Annotated in this window: 15 protein-coding genes; 7 read left to right on the top strand and 8 right to left on the bottom strand. The window is 65.9% G+C overall.

The window, feature by feature from the left end; all coding sequences use genetic code 11:
* Nucleotides 1-108 precede the first annotated feature (108 nt).
* The 5 genes from QW881_RS02640 to QW881_RS02620 form a co-directional block, all read right to left on the bottom strand.
* The gene (locus QW881_RS02640) at nucleotides 109-1434 is read right to left on the bottom strand and encodes a TRAP transporter large permease subunit (RefSeq protein WP_315756319.1); all 1326 of its coding nucleotides are present in this window, start codon (nucleotides 1432-1434) and stop codon (nucleotides 109-111) included.
* Nucleotides 1431-1997: a TRAP transporter small permease gene (locus tag QW881_RS02635; RefSeq protein ID WP_315756320.1), complete on the bottom strand. Its 567-nt coding sequence runs from the start codon at nucleotides 1995-1997 to the stop codon at nucleotides 1431-1433. Before QW881_RS02635 ends, QW881_RS02640 begins: the two co-directional genes overlap by 4 nt.
* 121 nt (nucleotides 1998-2118) lie before the next feature.
* Nucleotides 2119-3135 carry a TRAP transporter substrate-binding protein gene (locus tag QW881_RS02630; RefSeq protein WP_315756321.1) on the bottom strand — a complete coding sequence of 339 codons (1017 nt, stop codon included), beginning with the start codon at nucleotides 3133-3135 and terminating at the stop codon, nucleotides 2119-2121.
* Between the two features lie 300 nt (nucleotides 3136-3435).
* Nucleotides 3436-5013: a 2-isopropylmalate synthase gene (locus QW881_RS02625; protein ID WP_315756322.1), complete on the bottom strand. Its 1578-nt coding sequence runs from the start codon at nucleotides 5011-5013 to the stop codon at nucleotides 3436-3438.
* Between the two features lie 112 nt (nucleotides 5014-5125).
* Nucleotides 5126-5251: a hypothetical protein gene (locus tag QW881_RS02620; protein WP_315756323.1), complete on the bottom strand. Its 126-nt coding sequence runs from the start codon at nucleotides 5249-5251 to the stop codon at nucleotides 5126-5128.
* Nucleotides 5252-6121: 870 nt separating this feature from the next.
* Between QW881_RS02620 and QW881_RS02615 the strand changes: the two genes are divergently transcribed.
* The 5 genes from QW881_RS02615 (at nucleotide 6122) to QW881_RS02595 (ending at nucleotide 14402) form a co-directional block, all read left to right on the top strand.
* Complete coding sequence (locus QW881_RS02615) at nucleotides 6122-6868, top strand: alpha/beta hydrolase (RefSeq protein WP_315756324.1); 747 nt, start codon at nucleotides 6122-6124, stop codon at nucleotides 6866-6868.
* A 394-nt stretch (nucleotides 6869-7262) separates the two neighbouring features.
* The gene (locus QW881_RS02610; RefSeq protein ID WP_315756325.1) at nucleotides 7263-8822 is read left to right on the top strand and encodes a serine hydrolase; all 1560 of its coding nucleotides are present in this window, start codon (nucleotides 7263-7265) and stop codon (nucleotides 8820-8822) included.
* Nucleotides 8823-9068: 246 nt separating this feature from the next.
* A complete protein-coding gene (locus QW881_RS02605) occupies nucleotides 9069-10520 on the top strand; it encodes a HAMP domain-containing sensor histidine kinase (protein WP_315756326.1) in 1452 nt (483 codons plus the stop codon).
* Between the two features lie 385 nt (nucleotides 10521-10905).
* Nucleotides 10906-13200, top strand: a complete 2295-nt coding sequence (locus tag QW881_RS02600; protein ID WP_315756327.1) for a TonB-dependent siderophore receptor — start codon at nucleotides 10906-10908, stop codon at nucleotides 13198-13200.
* A gap of 23 nt (nucleotides 13201-13223) precedes the next feature.
* Nucleotides 13224-14402 carry a PepSY-associated TM helix domain-containing protein gene (locus tag QW881_RS02595; protein WP_315756328.1) on the top strand — a complete coding sequence of 393 codons (1179 nt, stop codon included), beginning with the start codon at nucleotides 13224-13226 and terminating at the stop codon, nucleotides 14400-14402.
* 279 nt (nucleotides 14403-14681) lie between these two features.
* On the opposite strand, the gene QW881_RS02590 is transcribed toward QW881_RS02595, so the two are convergent.
* Nucleotides 14682-14972, bottom strand: a complete 291-nt coding sequence (locus tag QW881_RS02590) for a hypothetical protein (protein ID WP_315756329.1) — start codon at nucleotides 14970-14972, stop codon at nucleotides 14682-14684.
* A gap of 181 nt (nucleotides 14973-15153) precedes the next feature.
* Here QW881_RS02590 and QW881_RS02585 point away from each other — a divergent pair, with 181 nt between their 5' ends.
* Nucleotides 15154-15765, top strand: coding sequence for a TetR/AcrR family transcriptional regulator (locus QW881_RS02585; RefSeq protein ID WP_315756330.1), 612 nt, complete (start codon nucleotides 15154-15156; stop codon nucleotides 15763-15765).
* On the opposite strand, the gene QW881_RS02580 is transcribed toward QW881_RS02585, so the two are convergent.
* Nucleotides 15766-15996, bottom strand: a complete 231-nt coding sequence (locus tag QW881_RS02580) for a hypothetical protein (protein WP_315756331.1) — start codon at nucleotides 15994-15996, stop codon at nucleotides 15766-15768.
* Between the two features lie 124 nt (nucleotides 15997-16120).
* Between QW881_RS02580 and QW881_RS02575 the strand changes: the two genes are divergently transcribed.
* A complete protein-coding gene (locus QW881_RS02575; RefSeq protein ID WP_315756332.1) occupies nucleotides 16121-16846 on the top strand; it encodes a Crp/Fnr family transcriptional regulator in 726 nt (241 codons plus the stop codon).
* A 194-nt stretch (nucleotides 16847-17040) separates the two neighbouring features.
* Here the strand turns inward: QW881_RS02575 and QW881_RS02570 are convergent, their stop codons facing one another.
* Entirely contained in the window at nucleotides 17041-17394 is a 354-nt protein-coding gene (locus QW881_RS02570) for a hypothetical protein (RefSeq protein ID WP_315756333.1), read from the bottom strand.
* Between the last annotated feature and the right edge of the window lie 28 nt (nucleotides 17395-17422).

The raw sequence follows: 17422 nt of genomic DNA, 5'->3' as shown, positions 1-17422 counted from the left end.
TCCGCGCCTTCAACTTACAGTTTGGACAGAGTGTGCGACCTTACGAAGATGTAATTGCTTCAAATACCTTTCTGTTTTTGCAAATCAGTTTCAGTTTGTTGCCACGCCTCAAAGCATCCCCAGCATGCGCGGCAACCACAGCGAGATTTCCGGCACGTAGGTGACGAGCGCGAGGAAGCCCAGCATCGTCAGCAGCCAGGGCATGACGGCGATGGTCAGCTCGGTGATGCCCATCTTGGCAATGCCCGAAGCGACGTAGAGGTTGAGGCCGACGGGCGGGTGGCACATGCCGACCTCCATGTTGACCACCATCAGGATGCCCAGATGCACCGGATGGATGCCGAGCTTGACCGCGACCGGGAACAGGATCGGCGCCATGATCAAGACGATCGAGGTCGCCTCCATCACGTTGCCGGCGAGCAGCAGGAGGATGTTGACGACCAGGAGGAACACGATCCAGTTGACGCCGGCCGCCGCCATCCAGTTGGCGATCTGTTGCGGGATGTTCTCATTGGCCATCAGGAACGAGAACAGCACGGCATTGGTGATGATGTAGAGGATCATCGCGCTCATATTGGCCGAGCCGAGCAGCACCTTCGGCACGTCCTTCAGCGACATGTCGCGATAGACGAACACCGCGATGACGAAGGCATAGACGGCGCTGACGGCCGCGGCCTCGGTCGGCGTGAACTTGCCGGTGTAGATGCCGCCGAGCACGATCACGATCAGCAGCAGGCCCCAGACGCATTTGCGGAAGGCCGTGAAGCGCTCGGCCCAGCTCGCCCGTGGCATCCGTGGATAGTCGTTCTTCCAGGCCCGATAGAAGGTCGTGAAGCCGAGCAGGCTCGCCAGCATCAGCCCAGGGATGACGCCGGCGATGAACAGCTGACCGACGGAGGCCGAGGAGACGCGATGACCGGCCGGATCGAGCGCGATGCTGCCGCCGGTCGCCACTGCATAGACCACCATCACGATCGAAGGCGGGATCAGGATACCGAGCGCGCCTGACGTCGTGATGACGCCAGCGCCAAAGCGCTTGGGAAAGCCCTGCTTGACCATCGCCGGCAGCATGATCGAGCCGATCGCGATCACGGTCGCCGGCGAGGAGCCGGAGACGGCGGCGAACAGCGCACAGGCCACGACGCCGGCAAGGCCGAGGCCGCCATACCAGTGCCCGACCATCGAGGTCGCGAAGTTGATCATCCTTCGGGCGACGCCGCCATGGGTCAGGAAATTGCCGGCGAGGATGAAGAACGGGATCGCCATGATCTCGAAATTGTCGATGCCCGTGAACAGCTTCAGCGCGACCGATTCGGTCGGCACGTTCGTCATGAAGAACACGAACGACAGAACGGTGAGGCCGAGCGCGATCGAGATCGGCATGCCCGTCAGCATCAGGAAGATGAGCAGGCTGAAGATGAGGAGGCTGCTCATCGCAGGGCCTCCGTCGCCGTCGGGTCGACGCCTTCGACGTAGGCGTGGTCGTGATGCGGCAGCTCGTCGTGACGGAGATAGTGCCAGGCGACCTGCAGGAAGCGGAAGCACATCAGATAGGAGCCGAGCGGGATGCAGAGATAGACCAGCCAGCTCGGCAGCTCCATGTCGGGCGTCACCTGGTCGGTCTGCGACAGGCCGTAGACGAACTTGGCGCCCATGGTGCCGATGATGGAGGTGAACAGCGCCCCGCACAGCAGGCCGAACAGGATGGTCACCTTACGCAGCGACGGCCGGAGCATGTTGACGACGACGTCCACGCCGACATGGATGCCGGTGCGCACGCCATAGGCGGCGCCGAACTTCGCCATCCACACGAACATGTAGATGCAGAGCTCCTGCGCCCAGGACAGGTCGATCGGAAACAGGATGGGATAGAGGAAGGGTATGCCGACCAGATAGCGGTGCAGCACGGCCACGAAGATGATCGAGGTCGCCGCCGCGATCAGGAATGCGATCAGGATCTCCTCGAGCCGATCGAGGATGCGCAACAGAAAGCCCAAGTCCCCTCCCCCACAATCAAACGTCCGCGGCGCTTGGCTGCGCCGTCTGCCTTCTTGCGCGCCGAGTGCTTCGCCCCCTCGGTGCGCGGACCATGGCCCGCGCACCGCTCGTCTCACGCCATCAGTTGGTCGAGCCGCGCGTCTCCTTCAGGAACTCGTCGATCAGCGGCTGGCCGACGCGCCCCGCGACGTCCTTGTACACCGGCATCATCGCCTTGCGCATCGCCTCGTCCTGGGCCGGCGTCAGCTTGACCAGCTCGGTCTTGCCGGACTTGCGGATCTCCTCCAGCGCGTCGTCGTTCTCCTTCGCCGACTGGTTGTTGCCGTAGGCGGTCGCTTCCTTCATCGCCTTCTCGCAGGCGGCGCGGATATCCGGCGGCAGGCCGTCCCAGAACTTCTTGTTCACGACCACGACGTAGCCGATGTAGCCGTGATTGGTCAGCGTGATGTACTTCTGCACCTCGTGCATCTTCTGGGTATAGATGTTCGAGGGCGTGTTCTCCTGGCCGTCAACGACGCCGGTCTGCAGCGCCTGGTAGACTTCGGAGAAGGCCATCACCTGCGGGATGGCGCCGAGGGTGCGGAATTGCGCGTCCAGCACCTTCGAGGACTGGATGCGGAACTTCAGGCCCTTGTAGTCGGCGGGATCGACGAGCTTCTTGTTGGCGCTCATCTGCTTGAAGCCGTTGTCCCAGTAGGCGAGCCCGATCATTCCCTTGGGCTCGAGCAGCTTCAGCAGCCTGGTGCCGAGCGGGCCGTCGGTCACCTTCCGCAGGGTGGCGAGGTCGGGCAGGATGTAGGGCAGATCGAACACCTCGAATTCCTTGATGCCGATCGGGCCGAACTTGGAGTTCGAAGGCGCCAGCATCTGCACCGCGCCGAGCTGCAGCGCCTCGAGCTCTTCCTTATCCTTGTAGAGCTGCGAGTTCGGATAGACTTCGACCTTGACCTTGCCGTCGGTGTACTTCTCGGCCAGCTCCTTGAACTTGTCGGCGGCGAGGCCCTTCGGGGTGTTCGACGCCACCACATGGCTGAACTTGATCACGATCGGATTGTCGGCAGCGAGGGCCGGGCCGGCCAGAGCGAGCACCGCGAGCGAGGCGGCGGTGGCGATCACATGGCGAAACTTCAAGTGCAAGGTGTCCTCCCGACGTTTCGGGGGACATTGCAATGACGCCCCCGCTTTGTATGCCAAGGACATTGTTAGCGGGTCGCCGGCCGGAATGCCATTGACCGTTAGCCGCAGAGGCGGGGATTCCCGTGCTGCAGCGCAAAAATGGTAGTGACTGTCATTCCGGGGCAGCCGCGCAAGCGGCTGAGCCCGGAATCCGGAGGGTATTGGCGTTGGCGCAAGCCAAGCTCGGGATTCCGGGTTCGACGCTGCCGCGTCGCCCCGGAATGACGAAGCAAGGTTCGGCCCCAACCGACGATCGTGAACTCAGCTCGCTGCTGCGGCCGCCGTACCCGCGCCCTGCGCTACGTCGCGCTGGCGCTTCATGACCAGCTTGTTGAGCGCACCCAGATAGGCCTTCGCAGATGCCACCAGCGTATCCGGATCCGCCGCGCGCGCGGTCATCGAGCGGCCATCCTGCGACAGCCGGACCGAGACCTCGGCCTGCGCGTCGGTGCCCTCGGTGACGGCGTGGACCTGGTACAGCTCCAGCTTGGCCTCGTGCGGCACCAGCGACTTGATGCAGTTGAAGACGGCATCGACCGGCCCGTTGCCCTCGCTCTCCTCGATCTTCGTCACGCCGTCGACGTCGAGCTTCATGGTGGCGCGCTGCGGACCGCGGGTGCCGGCAATCACCGACAGCGACAACAGCTTGATCCGGTCATGGGCACTGACCATGCCCTCGTCGATCAAGGCCTCGATGTCCTCGTCGTAGATGTGCTTCTTGCGATCGGCCAGCGCCTTGAAGCGGACGAAGGCGTCCTCGACCTGGTTGCCTGCCAGCTTGTGGCCCATCTCCTCCAGCTTGTGGACGAAGGCGTGACGGCCGGAATGCTTGCCCATCACCAGCGAGGTCTGCTTCACGCCGACCGTCTCCGGCAGCATGATCTCGTAGGTCTGCGCGTTCTTCAGCATGCCGTCCTGATGGATGCCGCTCTCATGCGCGAACGCGTTGCGGCCGACGATCGCCTTGTTGTACTGCACCGGGAACGAGGTCGCAGCCGACACCACCTTCGAGGCATGCGTCAGCTGGGTGGTGTCGATCTTGTTCCAGTACGGCAGCTTGTCGTTGCGCACGCGCATCGCCATCACGACCTCTTCCAGGGCCGCGTTGCCGGCGCGCTCGCCGATGCCATTGATGGTGCATTCGATCTGGCGGGCGCCGGCGCGGACGCCGGCCATCGAGTTGGCGACCGCCATGCCCAGGTCGTTGTGGCAGTGGACCGAGAACACCGCCTTGTCGGAGTTCGGCACGCTCTCGCGCACGCGCTTGAACAGGTCGTAGTACTCCTCCGGCACGGCATAGCCGACGGTGTCGGGAATGTTAATGGTGGTGGCGCCGGCCTTGATCGCAGCCTCGACGCAGCGGCACAGGAAGTCGAACTCGGTGCGGGTGCCGTCCTCGGACGACCATTCGACGTCGTCGGTGTGGTTGCGCGCGCGCGTCACCGAGGAGATCACCAGCTCGAACACCTGCTGCGGATCCATCTGCAGCTTGTACTTCATGTGCACCGGCGAGGTGGACAGGAAGGTGTGGATGCGGCCGCGCCTGGCCGGGCGGATCGCCTCCGCACAGCGGTCGATGTCCTTGGCGCCGGCGCGCGACAGGCCGCAGATCACCGCGTTCTGGGACCGCTTGGCGATCTCGTTGACAGCCTCGAAGTCACCGTCGGACGCGATCGGGAAGCCGGCCTCGATGATGTCGACGCCCATGCCGTCCAGCATGGCGGCGATGTTGAGCTTCTCCTCGAAGGTCATGGTGGCGCCGGGGCACTGCTCGCCGTCGCGCAGGGTGGTGTCGAAAATGACGACGCGGTCCTTGTCGGACTGAACGGGATTGGACATCTGCTTTCCTCGAACTTTTCGGGTGGTGCGCGTGGCTTCCAGAGGCGCTGAAGGGTGTTTCGGTGTCGAAGCAGCCCCCTGAGTGCCCAGGCGCATCCCGCCCAGCCGGCCCTCAGGGGCAGCTAAGAAGCAGAAGCTCGATCGCGCCGATCAGGCCGGCGGGCTGCAGCGCGGCGAGCGCGATCGTCCGGGCGTCTGCCCCGGCGATGGCCTCGATCTCTGCGCTGCGAATCAGCATTGCCAAACCCTTTTGTGAGAACACGAAAACTGTGCGGCAAAACCATTGATGGTTGGTTGCCGAGGTGCCCTCGACAGCACTTTTACTGGGAATGGGAGGGTCTCGCAACGCCGAATAATGGTCAGGAGGGGTGACGTATTGAGGGGGACTGCCCAGCGGCGAGGTCCCGCCCCGCCCACCGCTGTCATACCCGGGAAAGCGGGTATCCAGTACGCTGCGGCCTCTCGGCTGAACCACAACCGTCCCTGGAATACTGGATCGTCCGCTTTCGCGGACGATGACAGTTGGGGTGGAGCGACGCGCTCCCCCCGCGTGATTGACGCAACACCCGCGCGCCTCACTCTCATCAGACCTCGGCCAAACAGCCTGCATCAGAACGCACCTCATCATCCCCGCAGCACGACCGTGCCCAGGCTGATCATCAGCATCAAAGCCCTCGTCAATCGAGGGTGCAGGGAAGACCGGGCGTCTGCCGACACCCGCGGCCCCCGTGCGTGAAGAAGTGCACGGGGCAGGAACCACAGGTACGGCCAGGACATCCCGGCCTCCCCTGCGCAACGGCTTTACGACTTACTTCGTGCTCTCCTCGGGGACCGGCTTGATTGCCCCCGTCACCGGCGCGCTCGTCATGAACAGCGCCGGCTTGACACCAGCATCGGGGTGCCAGGACCACACGACTTCGCCGTCCGCAAGGACACCGTCGTCCACCGGCACCCTCACGGCCATCGCTCCCCGCACTCCACGTATCGTGACGACGCGTACGCCCCTCTTCGACGAGGCGGGATGGCGCATACAACCATGATTTCTGAAAAAAAGAAAGTAGAATTTTTGTGCATGATGCAGCGACACGGCCTGTGATAGGCACGAGCCATGACCAACCGCCTCTTTCTCCACGGCGTCCCCGATACGCCCGCGATCTGGGGCCCGCTGATCGCAGCGCTCGGCGAAACCGTCGCCGTGCCCTGCCTGCCTGGCTTCTGCGGCGAGCGGCCCGCGGGCTTCGCAGGCACCAAGGACGCCTACGCGGACTGGCTCCTGGCGCTGATCGAGGCGCAGCATGCGGCGTTCGGGCCGATCGATCTGGTCGGGCATGATTGGGGCGCGCTGCTGGTGCTGCGGGCGGCGTCGCTGCGGCCCGAACTGGTGCGCTCCTGGGCCGTCGCGGGCGCGGCGCTCGATGCGAACTATCGGGGACATCTGATCGCGCGGATCTGGAACACGCCGATCCTGGGCGAGCTGTTCATGGCGCTGTCGTCACAACGCATGATGGCGCGTGCGTTCCGCCAGAGCGGCCTGCCAGCAGAGCTTGCTGCGCGCGAAGCCGCGGCATGGCAGGCACCGATGCGCCGGACGATCCTCACGCTGTATCGTTCCGCCAACGCGCTTCGCTTCAGCGGTGACTGGATCAAACGGCTGGCGAATCTGCCACGCCGCGGCCTCGTGATCTCGGGCACGCGTGATCCTTACATGTCGCTCGACACCCTCAGCCGCTTCGCGCAGCGCCATGGCGCCCAGCTCCATGTCGAGCAGGACGCCGGCCACTGGAGCATCGTCGAGCGGCCGCAGAGCATTGCCGCCGCGCTGCGGGCGCATTGGTCCGACCGAGAGGGCCGATGAGGATGATTGCCGTGTGAGGCCATCGTGCCTCGCACGTCTCCCTGGGGTTACGGATCCCGGATCGGCGCGCGCGTTGCGCGCTTGTCCGGGACGACACGGGATATGAGGCGAGCGCCGGTGGCAGCATGACGTCATCAATGGACGCTTGGTCGCGGATGCTCCGTTGGCCCACAACGCCAGCTCAACGCTCGTTGCTGCGCAATCTCGTCTACCAGGCGCAGATCGAGTAGCGCCGGATCGGGCGTGAAGCAGCCGTTCACAAATCGGGCGCTGCGCAAAGCTATTCGCGCGAAAGCTCCAGTTCTGCGGCGCGCGCGGCGATCATCACGCAATCTTTGATTGATTGTCGCGCTCTGATAGCATGTCCTACGCACCGTTCGCCGGGGGAAATGCCATGTTGCGTGTCAGGACCGGATTCTGGTTTGCCGTCGCCCTACTGCTCGTTTGTCCGCTCACGCCCCACGCGGCCGCCGATGAGGCGAGCCGAGCCGGCTTTCCGCAATCCGACTGGCCAATCGCCACCCCCGAGGATGAAGGGATGGATTCGGCGGCCTTGGCGAAGCTGGTCGCCGCGGGCAAGACGTTCAGGTTCGACAGCCTGCTGATCACGCGCCATGGCCGCATCGTGGTCGATGCCAGCTACGCGCCCTACAAGGCCGACGAGCCGCACATCATCAATTCCGCGACCAAAGCCGTGGTCTCGACGTTGATTGCCATGCTGCTCAAGGACGGCGTGCTCGACAGTCTCGATCATCCGGTGCTCGACTTCTTCAGGGACCGCAAGATCGACAATGTCGACGCGCGCAAGCAGGCGCTCACGGTGCAGCACCTGCTCAACATGACCTCCGGGTTCGACTGGGACGAGGGTTATAGCGGCGGCGCCGAGACATCCCTCTACGAGATGGGCCGGAGCCCGGATTGGGTGCAGTACATCCTTGACCGGCCGATGGCGCAAGCGCCCGGCGAGATGTTCTACTACAACAGCGGCAACTCCCATCTGCTCTCCGCGATCGTCACGAAGCTCACCGGCAAGAGCGCGGAGGACTTCGCCAAGGAGAGGCTGTTTGGGCCGCTCGGGATCACCGAGCACACCTGGTTCAAGGATGCCCAGGGAATTTCCGCCGGCGGTTTCGGGCTGGCGCTGAAGCCGCGCGACATGGCGAAGATCGGCTACCTCTATCTGCGGCGCGGCCGCTGGGGCGAGCAGCAATTGCTGCCGCCGGACTGGATCGAAGCCGTCAACCACGCCACCGTCAGCATGAATGCGAAGTTCGATCCGGGGCTCTCCTACGCCGATCAGTTCTGGGCCCTGCCGGACAAACACGTATTCATGGCGGTCGGCTACCACTGCCAGGTCATCATGGTACTGCCCGACCGCGACATCGTGGCGGTGATGACCGCGCGCGAGTTCTGTCCATTCCGCAAGCTCGCCAACACCATTTCGGCGACTGTGACATCTGACAGCGCCCTGCCTGCGGCGCCGGAAGCGGCAGCCGAGCTGGCCGCTGATGTCCGCGAGGTCGCGACGGAAACGCGAGGCCCGGTCGGAGCCGTGCCGGAGATGGCGGCTTCCGTCTCGGGCAAGACCTACAGCTTCCCGCCCGGCCCGCTCGGCATCAACACGATCAAGCTGGACCTCACGGGAACGGAACCGCAGGTCACCTGGGACATCCCCTCGCGGGACCGCGCCGGAGGCACGGTGCATCTGCAGAGCCCGATCGGCCTCGACGGCTCCTATCGCAAGACGGCGCTACCCAATCCGTGGCAGCCCTACATCTATCGGGCCATGAAGGGCAACTGGATCGACGCCACGACCTTCGCGATCGACGTGCAGTTCATAGGTCAGGGCGAAGAGCGCACCTGGCGGCTCAGCTTCGATGGCGACAAGGTGACCTTCAAGACGAAGGGGCGATACGGCAAGGAACTGGCGGTCGAGGGGCAGGCGCTCAAATGAACCTTTGAGACCGCCGCGACGCATGTTCGTCTCCTCGCTGGGCGGGCCTGATCAATCTCAATTATACTGCTGTCGCATGCCGCCTGGCGGCATAGGGATCCTTCGTGATCGATAGCGCTCTGCGTGTCGCAGGCGGCGGATGCGATCTCCCGTCGTTTTCTCAACCAACGCATCTCGTGTATGTCTGCCCTCCCGCCGAGGCTCTCGCTCCGCGGCGGGGGATCGTTTTTCGATTGCGGTGGCACAATGTTGGGATTGCTGGAGCGGCTGGGGCTGCGTTTCGAGGATACCGTCGAGGAGCGGCGTTTCGTCGACCATTACGTCCGCGGCAGCACCGCCTGGACGCAGATCGCGATGCTGCTCGGCGCCCTCACCTTTGCCGGCTACACGCTGTGGGACTGGGTGCTCTATCCCGAGATCGTGCCGACCACGTTCGCGATCCGCGGCGGGACCGCCGCGCTGGTGCTGCTGCCGCTGACGGCTTTGCTGTCGACGCCGGCGCGCCGATGGGCCGAGCCGATTCACCTGGTCTATTGCGTGATCCCCGGCTGCGTGCTGCCGACGATCTACTGGGTGCTGCCGTCGGGCTTCACCTACTCCGCGGCTGGCATGATCATCGTCATCCTGTTCGTATCGACCATGCTGCCGTTGCGCACCGGCTCCTACGCGATCTTCTGTGCAACGAGCTGGAGCGCGCTGGCGGTGGCCGAGAGTCTTGCGACCGAGCCGCTGCCGCTCGGCCTGCGCTTCATCGATCATTCGCTGGTCGGCAATGCCTGCCTGCTCTCGCTCTATGCCGTCGGGGCGCGGGAGTACCAGGCACGCAAGCAGTTCCGCACCGCCGAGGCGCTGCAGCGCGAGAAGGAACGCTCCGAGGCCTCGTTGCGCGATCTGCATGCCACGCAGGCCCATCTGGTGCAGGCCGAGAAGCTGGCCTCGCTCGGCCAGCTCGTCGCCGGCGTCGGCCACGAGGTCAGCACGCCGCTGGGCCTCGCGCTGACCACCTCGACGGCGATGGAAGGCGACGTCGAGGCGATCGCCCGCATGCTCGGCGGCGGCCCGGTGCGCCGCTCGGATCTGGCGCGGGGGGTCGAGCGGCTGCAGCAGGGTCTGCACCTGACGACGCAGAGCCTGCATCGTGCCTCCGAGATGGTGCACAGCTTCAAGCAGGTCGCCGTCGACCAGGCCAACGAAACGCTGCAGACCTTCGAGCTGCAAAGCTGGATCAGCGATCACGTCGCGAAGCTCCGCCCGCTGCTGGCGCGCCAGGGACTGACGGTCGTGCTCTCCTGCCCGGAGGGCATCGTGCTCACCAGCTATCCCGGCGCGCTCGGACAGGTCATCAGCATCCTCGCCTTCAATGCGGCGACGCATGCCTATCCTGGCGACATCAGCGGCGTCTTCACCGTGGAGGTCGCACCACCCAGCGAGGACTCGGTGCGCATCGTCTGTGCCGACCAGGGCGTCGGCATGCGCGACCACGTGCGCGGCCGGGTGTTCGATCCGTTCTTCACCACGCGCCGCGAGAAGGGCAATGCCGGCCTCGGTCTGCACATCGCCTTCAACCTCGTCGCGTCCACGCTCGGGGGCCGCATCGAGCTCGACAGCCAACCGCAGCAGGGCACGCGCGTGACGCTCGACATTCCGCTGATCGGCCCCGGCAAGCCGGCGGAGCTGGAGCTCGCAGCGGCACAATAGTCCCGGCCGATCGCGCGTATCGATGGGGCACGATGAGCGCGCATTCCGGCACGACGTATCCGATGCGCTGACAAGGGTCGGCGCCGAGTCCCGAAAAATGAGACCGACGGTGCTTCATTCGCCAAAGCGGGTGAAGAAGCGCCGCGCATGCGCAACGTCTGCGCGTTCGTGCATCGGTCTGCGCACGCCATGATCAGTTCGCGCGCGAGGCCGCAAAGCTGCCGCGTGCGCGCGCATGTCCGAACCAATTCAGAACATTTCGGCGCCGCGCTGCTTAGAGCAATTCAACGACACGCGGCGTGTTCATCGCTCGACCTCGTTGCTACACACCACGTCATGCAAACCGTTCGCTTGAACGGCGCGACGTTGGAAGTGAAAGTAAACGATGACGAAGATGGAAGGCCGGCGCGATCCGCGCTCCGGCACGTGTCACACGATTGCGATCCTGAGTGCCCTGACCGCCGACCTGCTCTGCTCCTCCACACTGCATGCCCAATCCGAGCTGCCGCCGGTGACGGTGGACTCGTCCACACCGAAGCGCAAACCTCAAACCACTCCCGGCGCACCACAGCGCCGCGCCCAGGCGCAGCCGTCACGGCGCGCCGCGCAACCACCGCCGATGCCGACGCGCGCCGAGCGCGCCGCAGCCGAGGCCGCGGTGCTCGATGCCGCCAAGCTCAACTACAGGGCCATGCCGAGCGCGACGACCCTGCGCAGCGGCGCCTCGCCGCTCGATGCGGCGCAGTCGGTCAATGTCGTGCCCGCGCAGGTGATCAAGGATCAGTTGCCGCGCAATCTCGACGACGCGCTCGCCAACATCTCTGGCGTCACCCAGACCAACACGCTCGCCGGCACCCAGGACGCGGTGATGCGGCGCGGCTTCGGCGACAACCGCGACGGCTCGATCATGCGCAACGGCATGCCGCTGGTGCAGGGACGCAGCCTCACCGCCGCCGTCGAGAGCGTCGAGGTGCTGAAGGGGCCGGCCTCGCTGCTCTACGGCATCATGGATCCCGGCGGCATCGTCAACACCATCAGCAAGCGCCCCGAACTCTATCAGCACGGCTCGGTCACGCTGCTCGGCTCGGCCTATGCCAACGACAGGACCGGCGCCGACGGCACGATCGACGTCACCGGCCCGATCGGCGACGGCGGCCTCGCCTATCGCTTCATCGGCTATGGCGTCAGCGAGGACTACTGGCGCAATTTCGGCCGCCACCGCGAGATGCTGGTCGCGCCGTCGCTCGCCTGGTACGGCGACATGACGACGATCCAGCTCGCCTACGAGCATCGCGAGTTCATCAGCCCGTTCGATCGCGGCACCGCCTTCGTCAACGGCGCGCCGCTCGCGATCCCCGCGACGCGGCGGCTCGACGAACCCTACAACAACATGTGGGGGCAGTCCGACCTCGTTCAGGCCTCGGTCGAGCAGAGGCTCAACGAGGACTGGAAGCTGACAGCGGCCTACAGCTACAACACCGAGACCTACAGCGCCAACCAGTTGCGCATCACCTCCATCGACGCGACCACCGGCGCGGAGACGCGCAGCAACGACGGCACCTGGGGCTCGCTCAGTCGGGTCAGCTACGGCACGTCTTACCTGCAGGGCGTCTTCTGGATCGGCGGCCTGCGCAACGAGGTGCTGTTCGGCGGCGACGCGCAATATCGCACCATCTATCGCCAGGACCTGATCCGCCAGAAGGTCTCGAGCTCGTTCGACGTCTACAACCCGGTCTATGGGCTGATCCAGCCGGGCACGACGATCTCGGCCACCGACAGCGACCAGACCGACAAGCTCGGCACCTACTCGCTGTTCCTGCAGGACACGCTGCATCTCACCGACAGGCTCGCGCTGGTCGGCGGCGTACGCTACATGGACTACGAGCAGATCGCCGGACGCGGACGCCCGTTCAAGGCCAACACCGATGTCGCCGCCGACAAGGTGCTGCCGCTCGGCGGCGCCATCCTCAAGCTCAGCGACCAGCTCTCGCTCTATGCCAGCTACACGCAATCGCTGAAGCCGAACTCGACGATCGCCCCGCTCAGCGGCGGCGTCGTGCTCGGCTCCAGCATCGCGCCGGAGGAAGGCACGGCCTGGGAGGCCGGCTTCAAGTTCGACCTCGACAAGCGGCTGTCCGGCACCATCGCCGTCTACGACATCGACAAGCGCAATGTGCTGGTGTCGCAGACCAATGCCAGCAACGTGGTCGAATACACCACCGCCGGCAAGGCGCGCTCGCGCGGCGCCGAGGTCGACGTCACCGGCAAGCTCTCCGACCACTGGAGCATGATCGGCAGCTACGGCTACACCGATGCTCGGGTCACGGAGGATCCGGTCTATGCCGGCAAGCGGCTGCAGAACGTCGCGCTCAACACCGCCTCGCTCTATCTCGTCTACGACTTCGGTACCGCCCTGCCCGGCCAACTGCGGCTCGGCGGCGGCGCGCGCTATGTCGGCGACCGCGCCGGCGATGCCGCCAACAGCTTCGTGCTGCCGTCCTATGTGGTCGCCGACCTCTTCGCGACCTATGAGACCAAGCACCAGAACCTGCCGGTGATCTATCAGCTCAACGTCAAGAACCTGTTCGACAACGTCTACTATCCGTCGGCGGTGAGCGCGCTGAACGTCGCGGTCGGCGATGCCAGGCGGGTGTCGCTGTCGGCCACGGTGAAGTTCTAGCAACGAGGCAGGGAGGACGCCGCTTGACGCCATTGCGCATCAAACCAGCGCTGCTGCAGATCCACTCCGTCCTGGGCCTCGCGGCGGCGCTGATCCTCGCCTTGATGGGCCTCACCGGCGCGGTCATGAGCTTCGAGGACGAGATCCAGGCCGGCCTCAACGCCTCGCTGGCGCGCGTCGCTCCGCGGGTGGAGGCGCGGCTGTCACTGGCCGAACTGGTGGCGCGGCTGCAGGCTGATCCAGCGCTCGGCAAGGTCTCGGCGGTCACGCTGTCGCGCGATCCCACCGCCGCCGTGCGCGTCCGCTTCGCGCGCGGAGAGGACGGCGGGCGGCCAACCTCGGCGCTGGTCGATCCCTATGACGGCCGCATGCTCGGCCCGATCAGCGGCGAGGCGTTCTTCGCCACGGTCCGCCGGCTGCATCGCTGGCTGCTGCTGCCGGGCGACGGCAATGGCGCCGGCCGCCAGATCACCGGCGCCGCGGTGCTCGGGCTCGTGGTGCTGCTGATCACGGGCCTCGTGCTGCGCTGGCCACGACGGGCCGGCAGCGCGACGCTGTGGCTCAAGCCGCAGCTCGGCCTGAACGGTCGCGGCCTGCATCGCTCGCTGCACAGCGTGATCGGCACGTGGGTGCTGCCAATCTACCTTGTGATGGCGCTGACCGGTCTTTCCTATTCCTACGCCTGGTACAAGGACGGCCTGACCTGGCTGCTCGCGCCGTCCTCGTCGCCCGCCCCGATGCCCGGCAAGGCCTCACGCGACGCCCGGGCAGATTCCACAGCGCAGGCCAAGCTCGTCGCGCTCGACGCAGTGTGGGCCACGTTGCGCGAACAGATCGGGGATCGCTTTGCCGTAATGCAGATCACCTTGCCCACGGGCGTCGGCACGGCGGTGCGCGTGCGCACCTGGCCGAGCGAGGCGCACGACGGCAGGCGCGACGAATTCCGCATCGACGGCGCGACGGGCCGGCGGCTCGCGGCCGAGCGTTACGCCGACAAGACCGTGGGCGAGCGCGCCCTGGCGCGGATCCTGGATATCCACCGCGGCAGCATTCTCGGCTGGCCCGGCCAATTCGTCTTCATGCTCGCCGCCGCGCTGATGCCGCTGTTCGGAATCACCGGCGTATTGCTCTACGTCTCGCGCAGACGGCTGCGCCGTCGGCCAGAGCCGGCACGGACGATCCAGCTCGCTCCGGGCGAATGAGGACGCGCGCTCAGGCCACCGCGCGGGCGTGCGACGCGTGCCGGACGGCGTTGGCGGCGATGATCACGTGCAGCAGCAGCGACAGGCCGCCAGCAGCGCTGCGGCCATGAACGCGGCACCGGCAACCCAGTGACGGGTGAGAAGGTCCAGCATCACCTATTGATGTGCGAGTCGGCTGACTTGCCAAGCCGGCTTGCTCCGGAGCGACGCCGCCTGCTCCGGGAGGCTGCGGCCTCATGTCCCGTCGCAGCCTCCAAACCTTATGGGGCGCGGCGCGACCTACTTCAGCAGCACCAGGCATTCGCCGGCCGGCGTGGCGTTGGCGCGGGCGGTGTCGCGATCGAACTTGCCGGCCATCACCAGCGGCCTGACACGCTCGACGATCGCGTCCTTGACGACGCTGTCCGGGCCGATGGCCGGCGCGGTCACGTCGTAGATCTGCTTCGCCACCGGCGACAGCTTGGCGGCGCAGCTGTCGGCGGCGGCGCGGTTGCCGGCCAGCGCGGCCTGCGACAGAAGACATTGGGAGATGGCGATGATTGTGACAAACGGGAATGCGACGCGCAGCATGGCAATCAGTCCTTCGTTCAAATGAGGTTCAGCCCGGTGCAAGCAGGCTCGGCCCGGAGCCCATCCACTCATTGTCCGGCCGCCCGCATGCGGGCTCTGATCTAACCCGAGCCGGCGGCAACGCCTACTCGATTTCGCCCGTCCGCCAGCCAAGGTCCAGACCGTGCAGCAAGCTCCTGAAATGCTTCGAAAAACCCCGGTGCAGAAGCGCACGCGGCAGACCCTCGACGTGATCTTCGAGGCGACTGCTCAACTTCTGCAGAGCGGCGGCGGCAAGGGCCTGAGCACGAACGCCATCGCCGAGCGCGCGGGCTTCTCGATCGGCACGCTCTACAGCTACTTCAGGGACAAGACCTCGCTGTTGCGTGCGCTGGTGCTGCGCGAGTTCGCCCGCCAGGAGGAGCAGTTCGCGGACGCGCTCGAGGCGCATCGCGGGCTCGGCCGCGAGGCGATCGTGCGCGCGGCGGTGCGCCAGGGCTTTGCCCCGTTCGCCGGCCGTCACCGCGTGCGGCGCTATCTGCTCGGCCTGTTGGGCCATGACGCGGAGCTGCAGAAGGCGCTGCACGAGATGGTGGACCGCATGACCGAGCGGCTGATCGAGGCGGCGGGATTGCGGAGCGAGACGATGCCGGCCGCGCGCCGCTTCATCCTGGTGCGCGCTGCGCTGGGACCGATCCGGACCGCCGTCATGCGCGAGCATCGCCTCGTCGGCACACGCGAGCTGGAGGACGAGCTGGTGCGGCTGATGCTGTTTCTGATGGAGCAGGACACGGCGCCGGCGCGATCGGTCTAGTCACGAGCGATCGCGCCGCGCAGCCGACGAACGCCGTGCGGGTCCGTTCGGCGCGGTCTCGGATGGCCGATGGCGGCGCAGATCGCGGATGGCGCGCGAGAGTTCCTGATCCGACATCGGATGCATTAACGGACCGGAGCGGCCGTCGTTCCCCACCGTGCTGCTCTCGCCATCGGCAGCTGCACCGCCGAACAAGCGCCGGACCAGGTCGAGGAACGCAATGTGGGGCATGACTGTTCTCCCGAGGCGGCGCCCGGTGACTTTTACCCGCATCTTCTGCGCTCAACTTTAGTTCGGAACTGCCGGCGGCATCATCTCATTTGATATGCGAGAGGACGACACGGGCACGATTGCGATGGAAGCGAACCGGACCGTCATCACCAAGCTCAAGGAGCATTCGCAGCTCTCGAACGACGACGTCGCCGAGATCAAGACGCTCAGCTTCGCCCCGCGCGAGCTGGTCGATCATGAGGACCTGATCCGCCAGGGCGACGAGCCGGACCGCTCCGTCGTCGTGCTGTCCGGATGGGTGGCGCGCTATCACCTGCTGCCGAGCGGCGCGCGGCAATATCTCTCCTTCCACATGCCAGGCGACTGGCCTGACGCCCAGGCGCTGTTCCTCAACCGCATGGATCATGCGGTCTGCGCGATCGGACCGGCCGCCGTGGCCAGCGTGCTGCACAAGGAGCTGATCCGGGCGATGAGCCGGCGCCCGGCGCTCGGCTTTGCGATCTGGCGCGAGACCCTGATGGACGCAGCCATCTTCCGCGAGGCGATCACCAACAACAGCGCACGGAGCAAGCCGGCGCGCCTGGCGCACCTGTTCTGCGAGTTGTTCTATCGCGCCCGGGTGCCGGGCCTCGTGCGCAACAGCCAGCTCCGGCTACCGGTCAGCCTGATCCAGCTCGGCGAGGCCCTGGGCATGGCGATTGCCACCGTCAACCGCACCCTGTTGGAGCTGCGCGCCAGCCGCGCCGTCGATTTCCGCAGCGGCACGCTGACAGTGCATGACTGGCCGCGCCTGAGCGAGATCGGCGAATTTGATCCGGCCTACCTGCACTTGACGAAGCAGCAGCGCTGAGACGGCGGCCTTCAGCGCTGCGGCAAAGCCGGGCTCGCAATCGCCGCTCGCCAAAGTCTGTCGCGATGAGGTGCGGGCGATGGTCGTCGCCCGCACCTCTTCGATTGCGGCTCAGCGTCGGATCACGGGCCTCTGCGAGGCCGGCCGGGTACGGCTCGGGCCGCCAGACGCCGTGGTTGTGACGGGCCCTTGGTTCAGATGCCCTTGGTGATGAGCTTGACCGCGTAGGCGTAGGGCCCGTTCGGGCTCTTCTCGGCGATCCAGGCGCAGTGCCAGTCGGAGCCGTAGCGCTGGCCCGTGTCCCATCCCGAGCCGCCGCCGTGCTCGTTGTCCCACGACCAGGCCTTGCGGTCCTTCTGCGGATCGGCGGGGAAGCTGCTGCCGTTGTAGACGCAAATCTGCCCCTGCTGCGCGCGGAAGGGTGCGTTCGTGCTCCACTTGAGCCACAGATTGCCCTGCTCCTCGTAGGACGTTAGCGACCACTGGAAGGACGCCGAGACGGTCTGCGGATTGGTGCTGGTGGCCGAGGTCTGCTCAATGACTGCCATGATAGTCTCCGTTCAAAATGTGATGAAA

This window comes from Bradyrhizobium sp. SZCCHNS3016 (assembly GCF_032484535.1).
Lineage (GTDB): Bacteria > Pseudomonadota > Alphaproteobacteria > Rhizobiales > Xanthobacteraceae > Bradyrhizobium.
This window is presented reverse-complemented; position numbering and strand designations above follow the sequence as displayed.

What these genes read in the sequence shown, in the direction of transcription:
- QW881_RS02640 (WP_315756319.1), bottom strand. Translation starts at nt 1,434, where the DNA reads ATGAGCAGCCTCCTCATCTTCAGCCTGCTCATCTTCCTGATGCTGACG.
- QW881_RS02625 (WP_315756322.1), bottom strand. Translation starts at nt 5,013, where the DNA reads ATGTCCAATCCCGTTCAGTCCGACAAGGACCGCGTCGTCATTTTCGAC.
- QW881_RS02620 (WP_315756323.1), bottom strand. Translation starts at nt 5,251, where the DNA reads ATGCTGATTCGCAGCGCAGAGATCGAGGCCATCGCCGGGGCAGACGCC.
- QW881_RS02615 (WP_315756324.1), top strand. Translation starts at nt 6,122, where the DNA reads ATGACCAACCGCCTCTTTCTCCACGGCGTCCCCGATACGCCCGCGATC.
- QW881_RS02610 (WP_315756325.1), top strand. Translation starts at nt 7,263, where the DNA reads ATGTTGCGTGTCAGGACCGGATTCTGGTTTGCCGTCGCCCTACTGCTC.
- QW881_RS02605 (WP_315756326.1), top strand. Translation starts at nt 9,069, where the DNA reads ATGTTGGGATTGCTGGAGCGGCTGGGGCTGCGTTTCGAGGATACCGTC.
- QW881_RS02600 (WP_315756327.1), top strand. Translation starts at nt 10,906, where the DNA reads ATGACGAAGATGGAAGGCCGGCGCGATCCGCGCTCCGGCACGTGTCAC.
- QW881_RS02590 (WP_315756329.1), bottom strand. Translation starts at nt 14,972, where the DNA reads ATGCTGCGCGTCGCATTCCCGTTTGTCACAATCATCGCCATCTCCCAA.
- QW881_RS02585 (WP_315756330.1), top strand. Translation starts at nt 15,154, where the DNA reads ATGCTTCGAAAAACCCCGGTGCAGAAGCGCACGCGGCAGACCCTCGAC.
- QW881_RS02580 (WP_315756331.1), bottom strand. Translation starts at nt 15,996, where the DNA reads ATGCCCCACATTGCGTTCCTCGACCTGGTCCGGCGCTTGTTCGGCGGT.
- QW881_RS02575 (WP_315756332.1), top strand. Translation starts at nt 16,121, where the DNA reads ATGGAAGCGAACCGGACCGTCATCACCAAGCTCAAGGAGCATTCGCAG.
- QW881_RS02570 (WP_315756333.1), bottom strand. Translation starts at nt 17,394, where the DNA reads ATGGCAGTCATTGAGCAGACCTCGGCCACCAGCACCAATCCGCAGACC.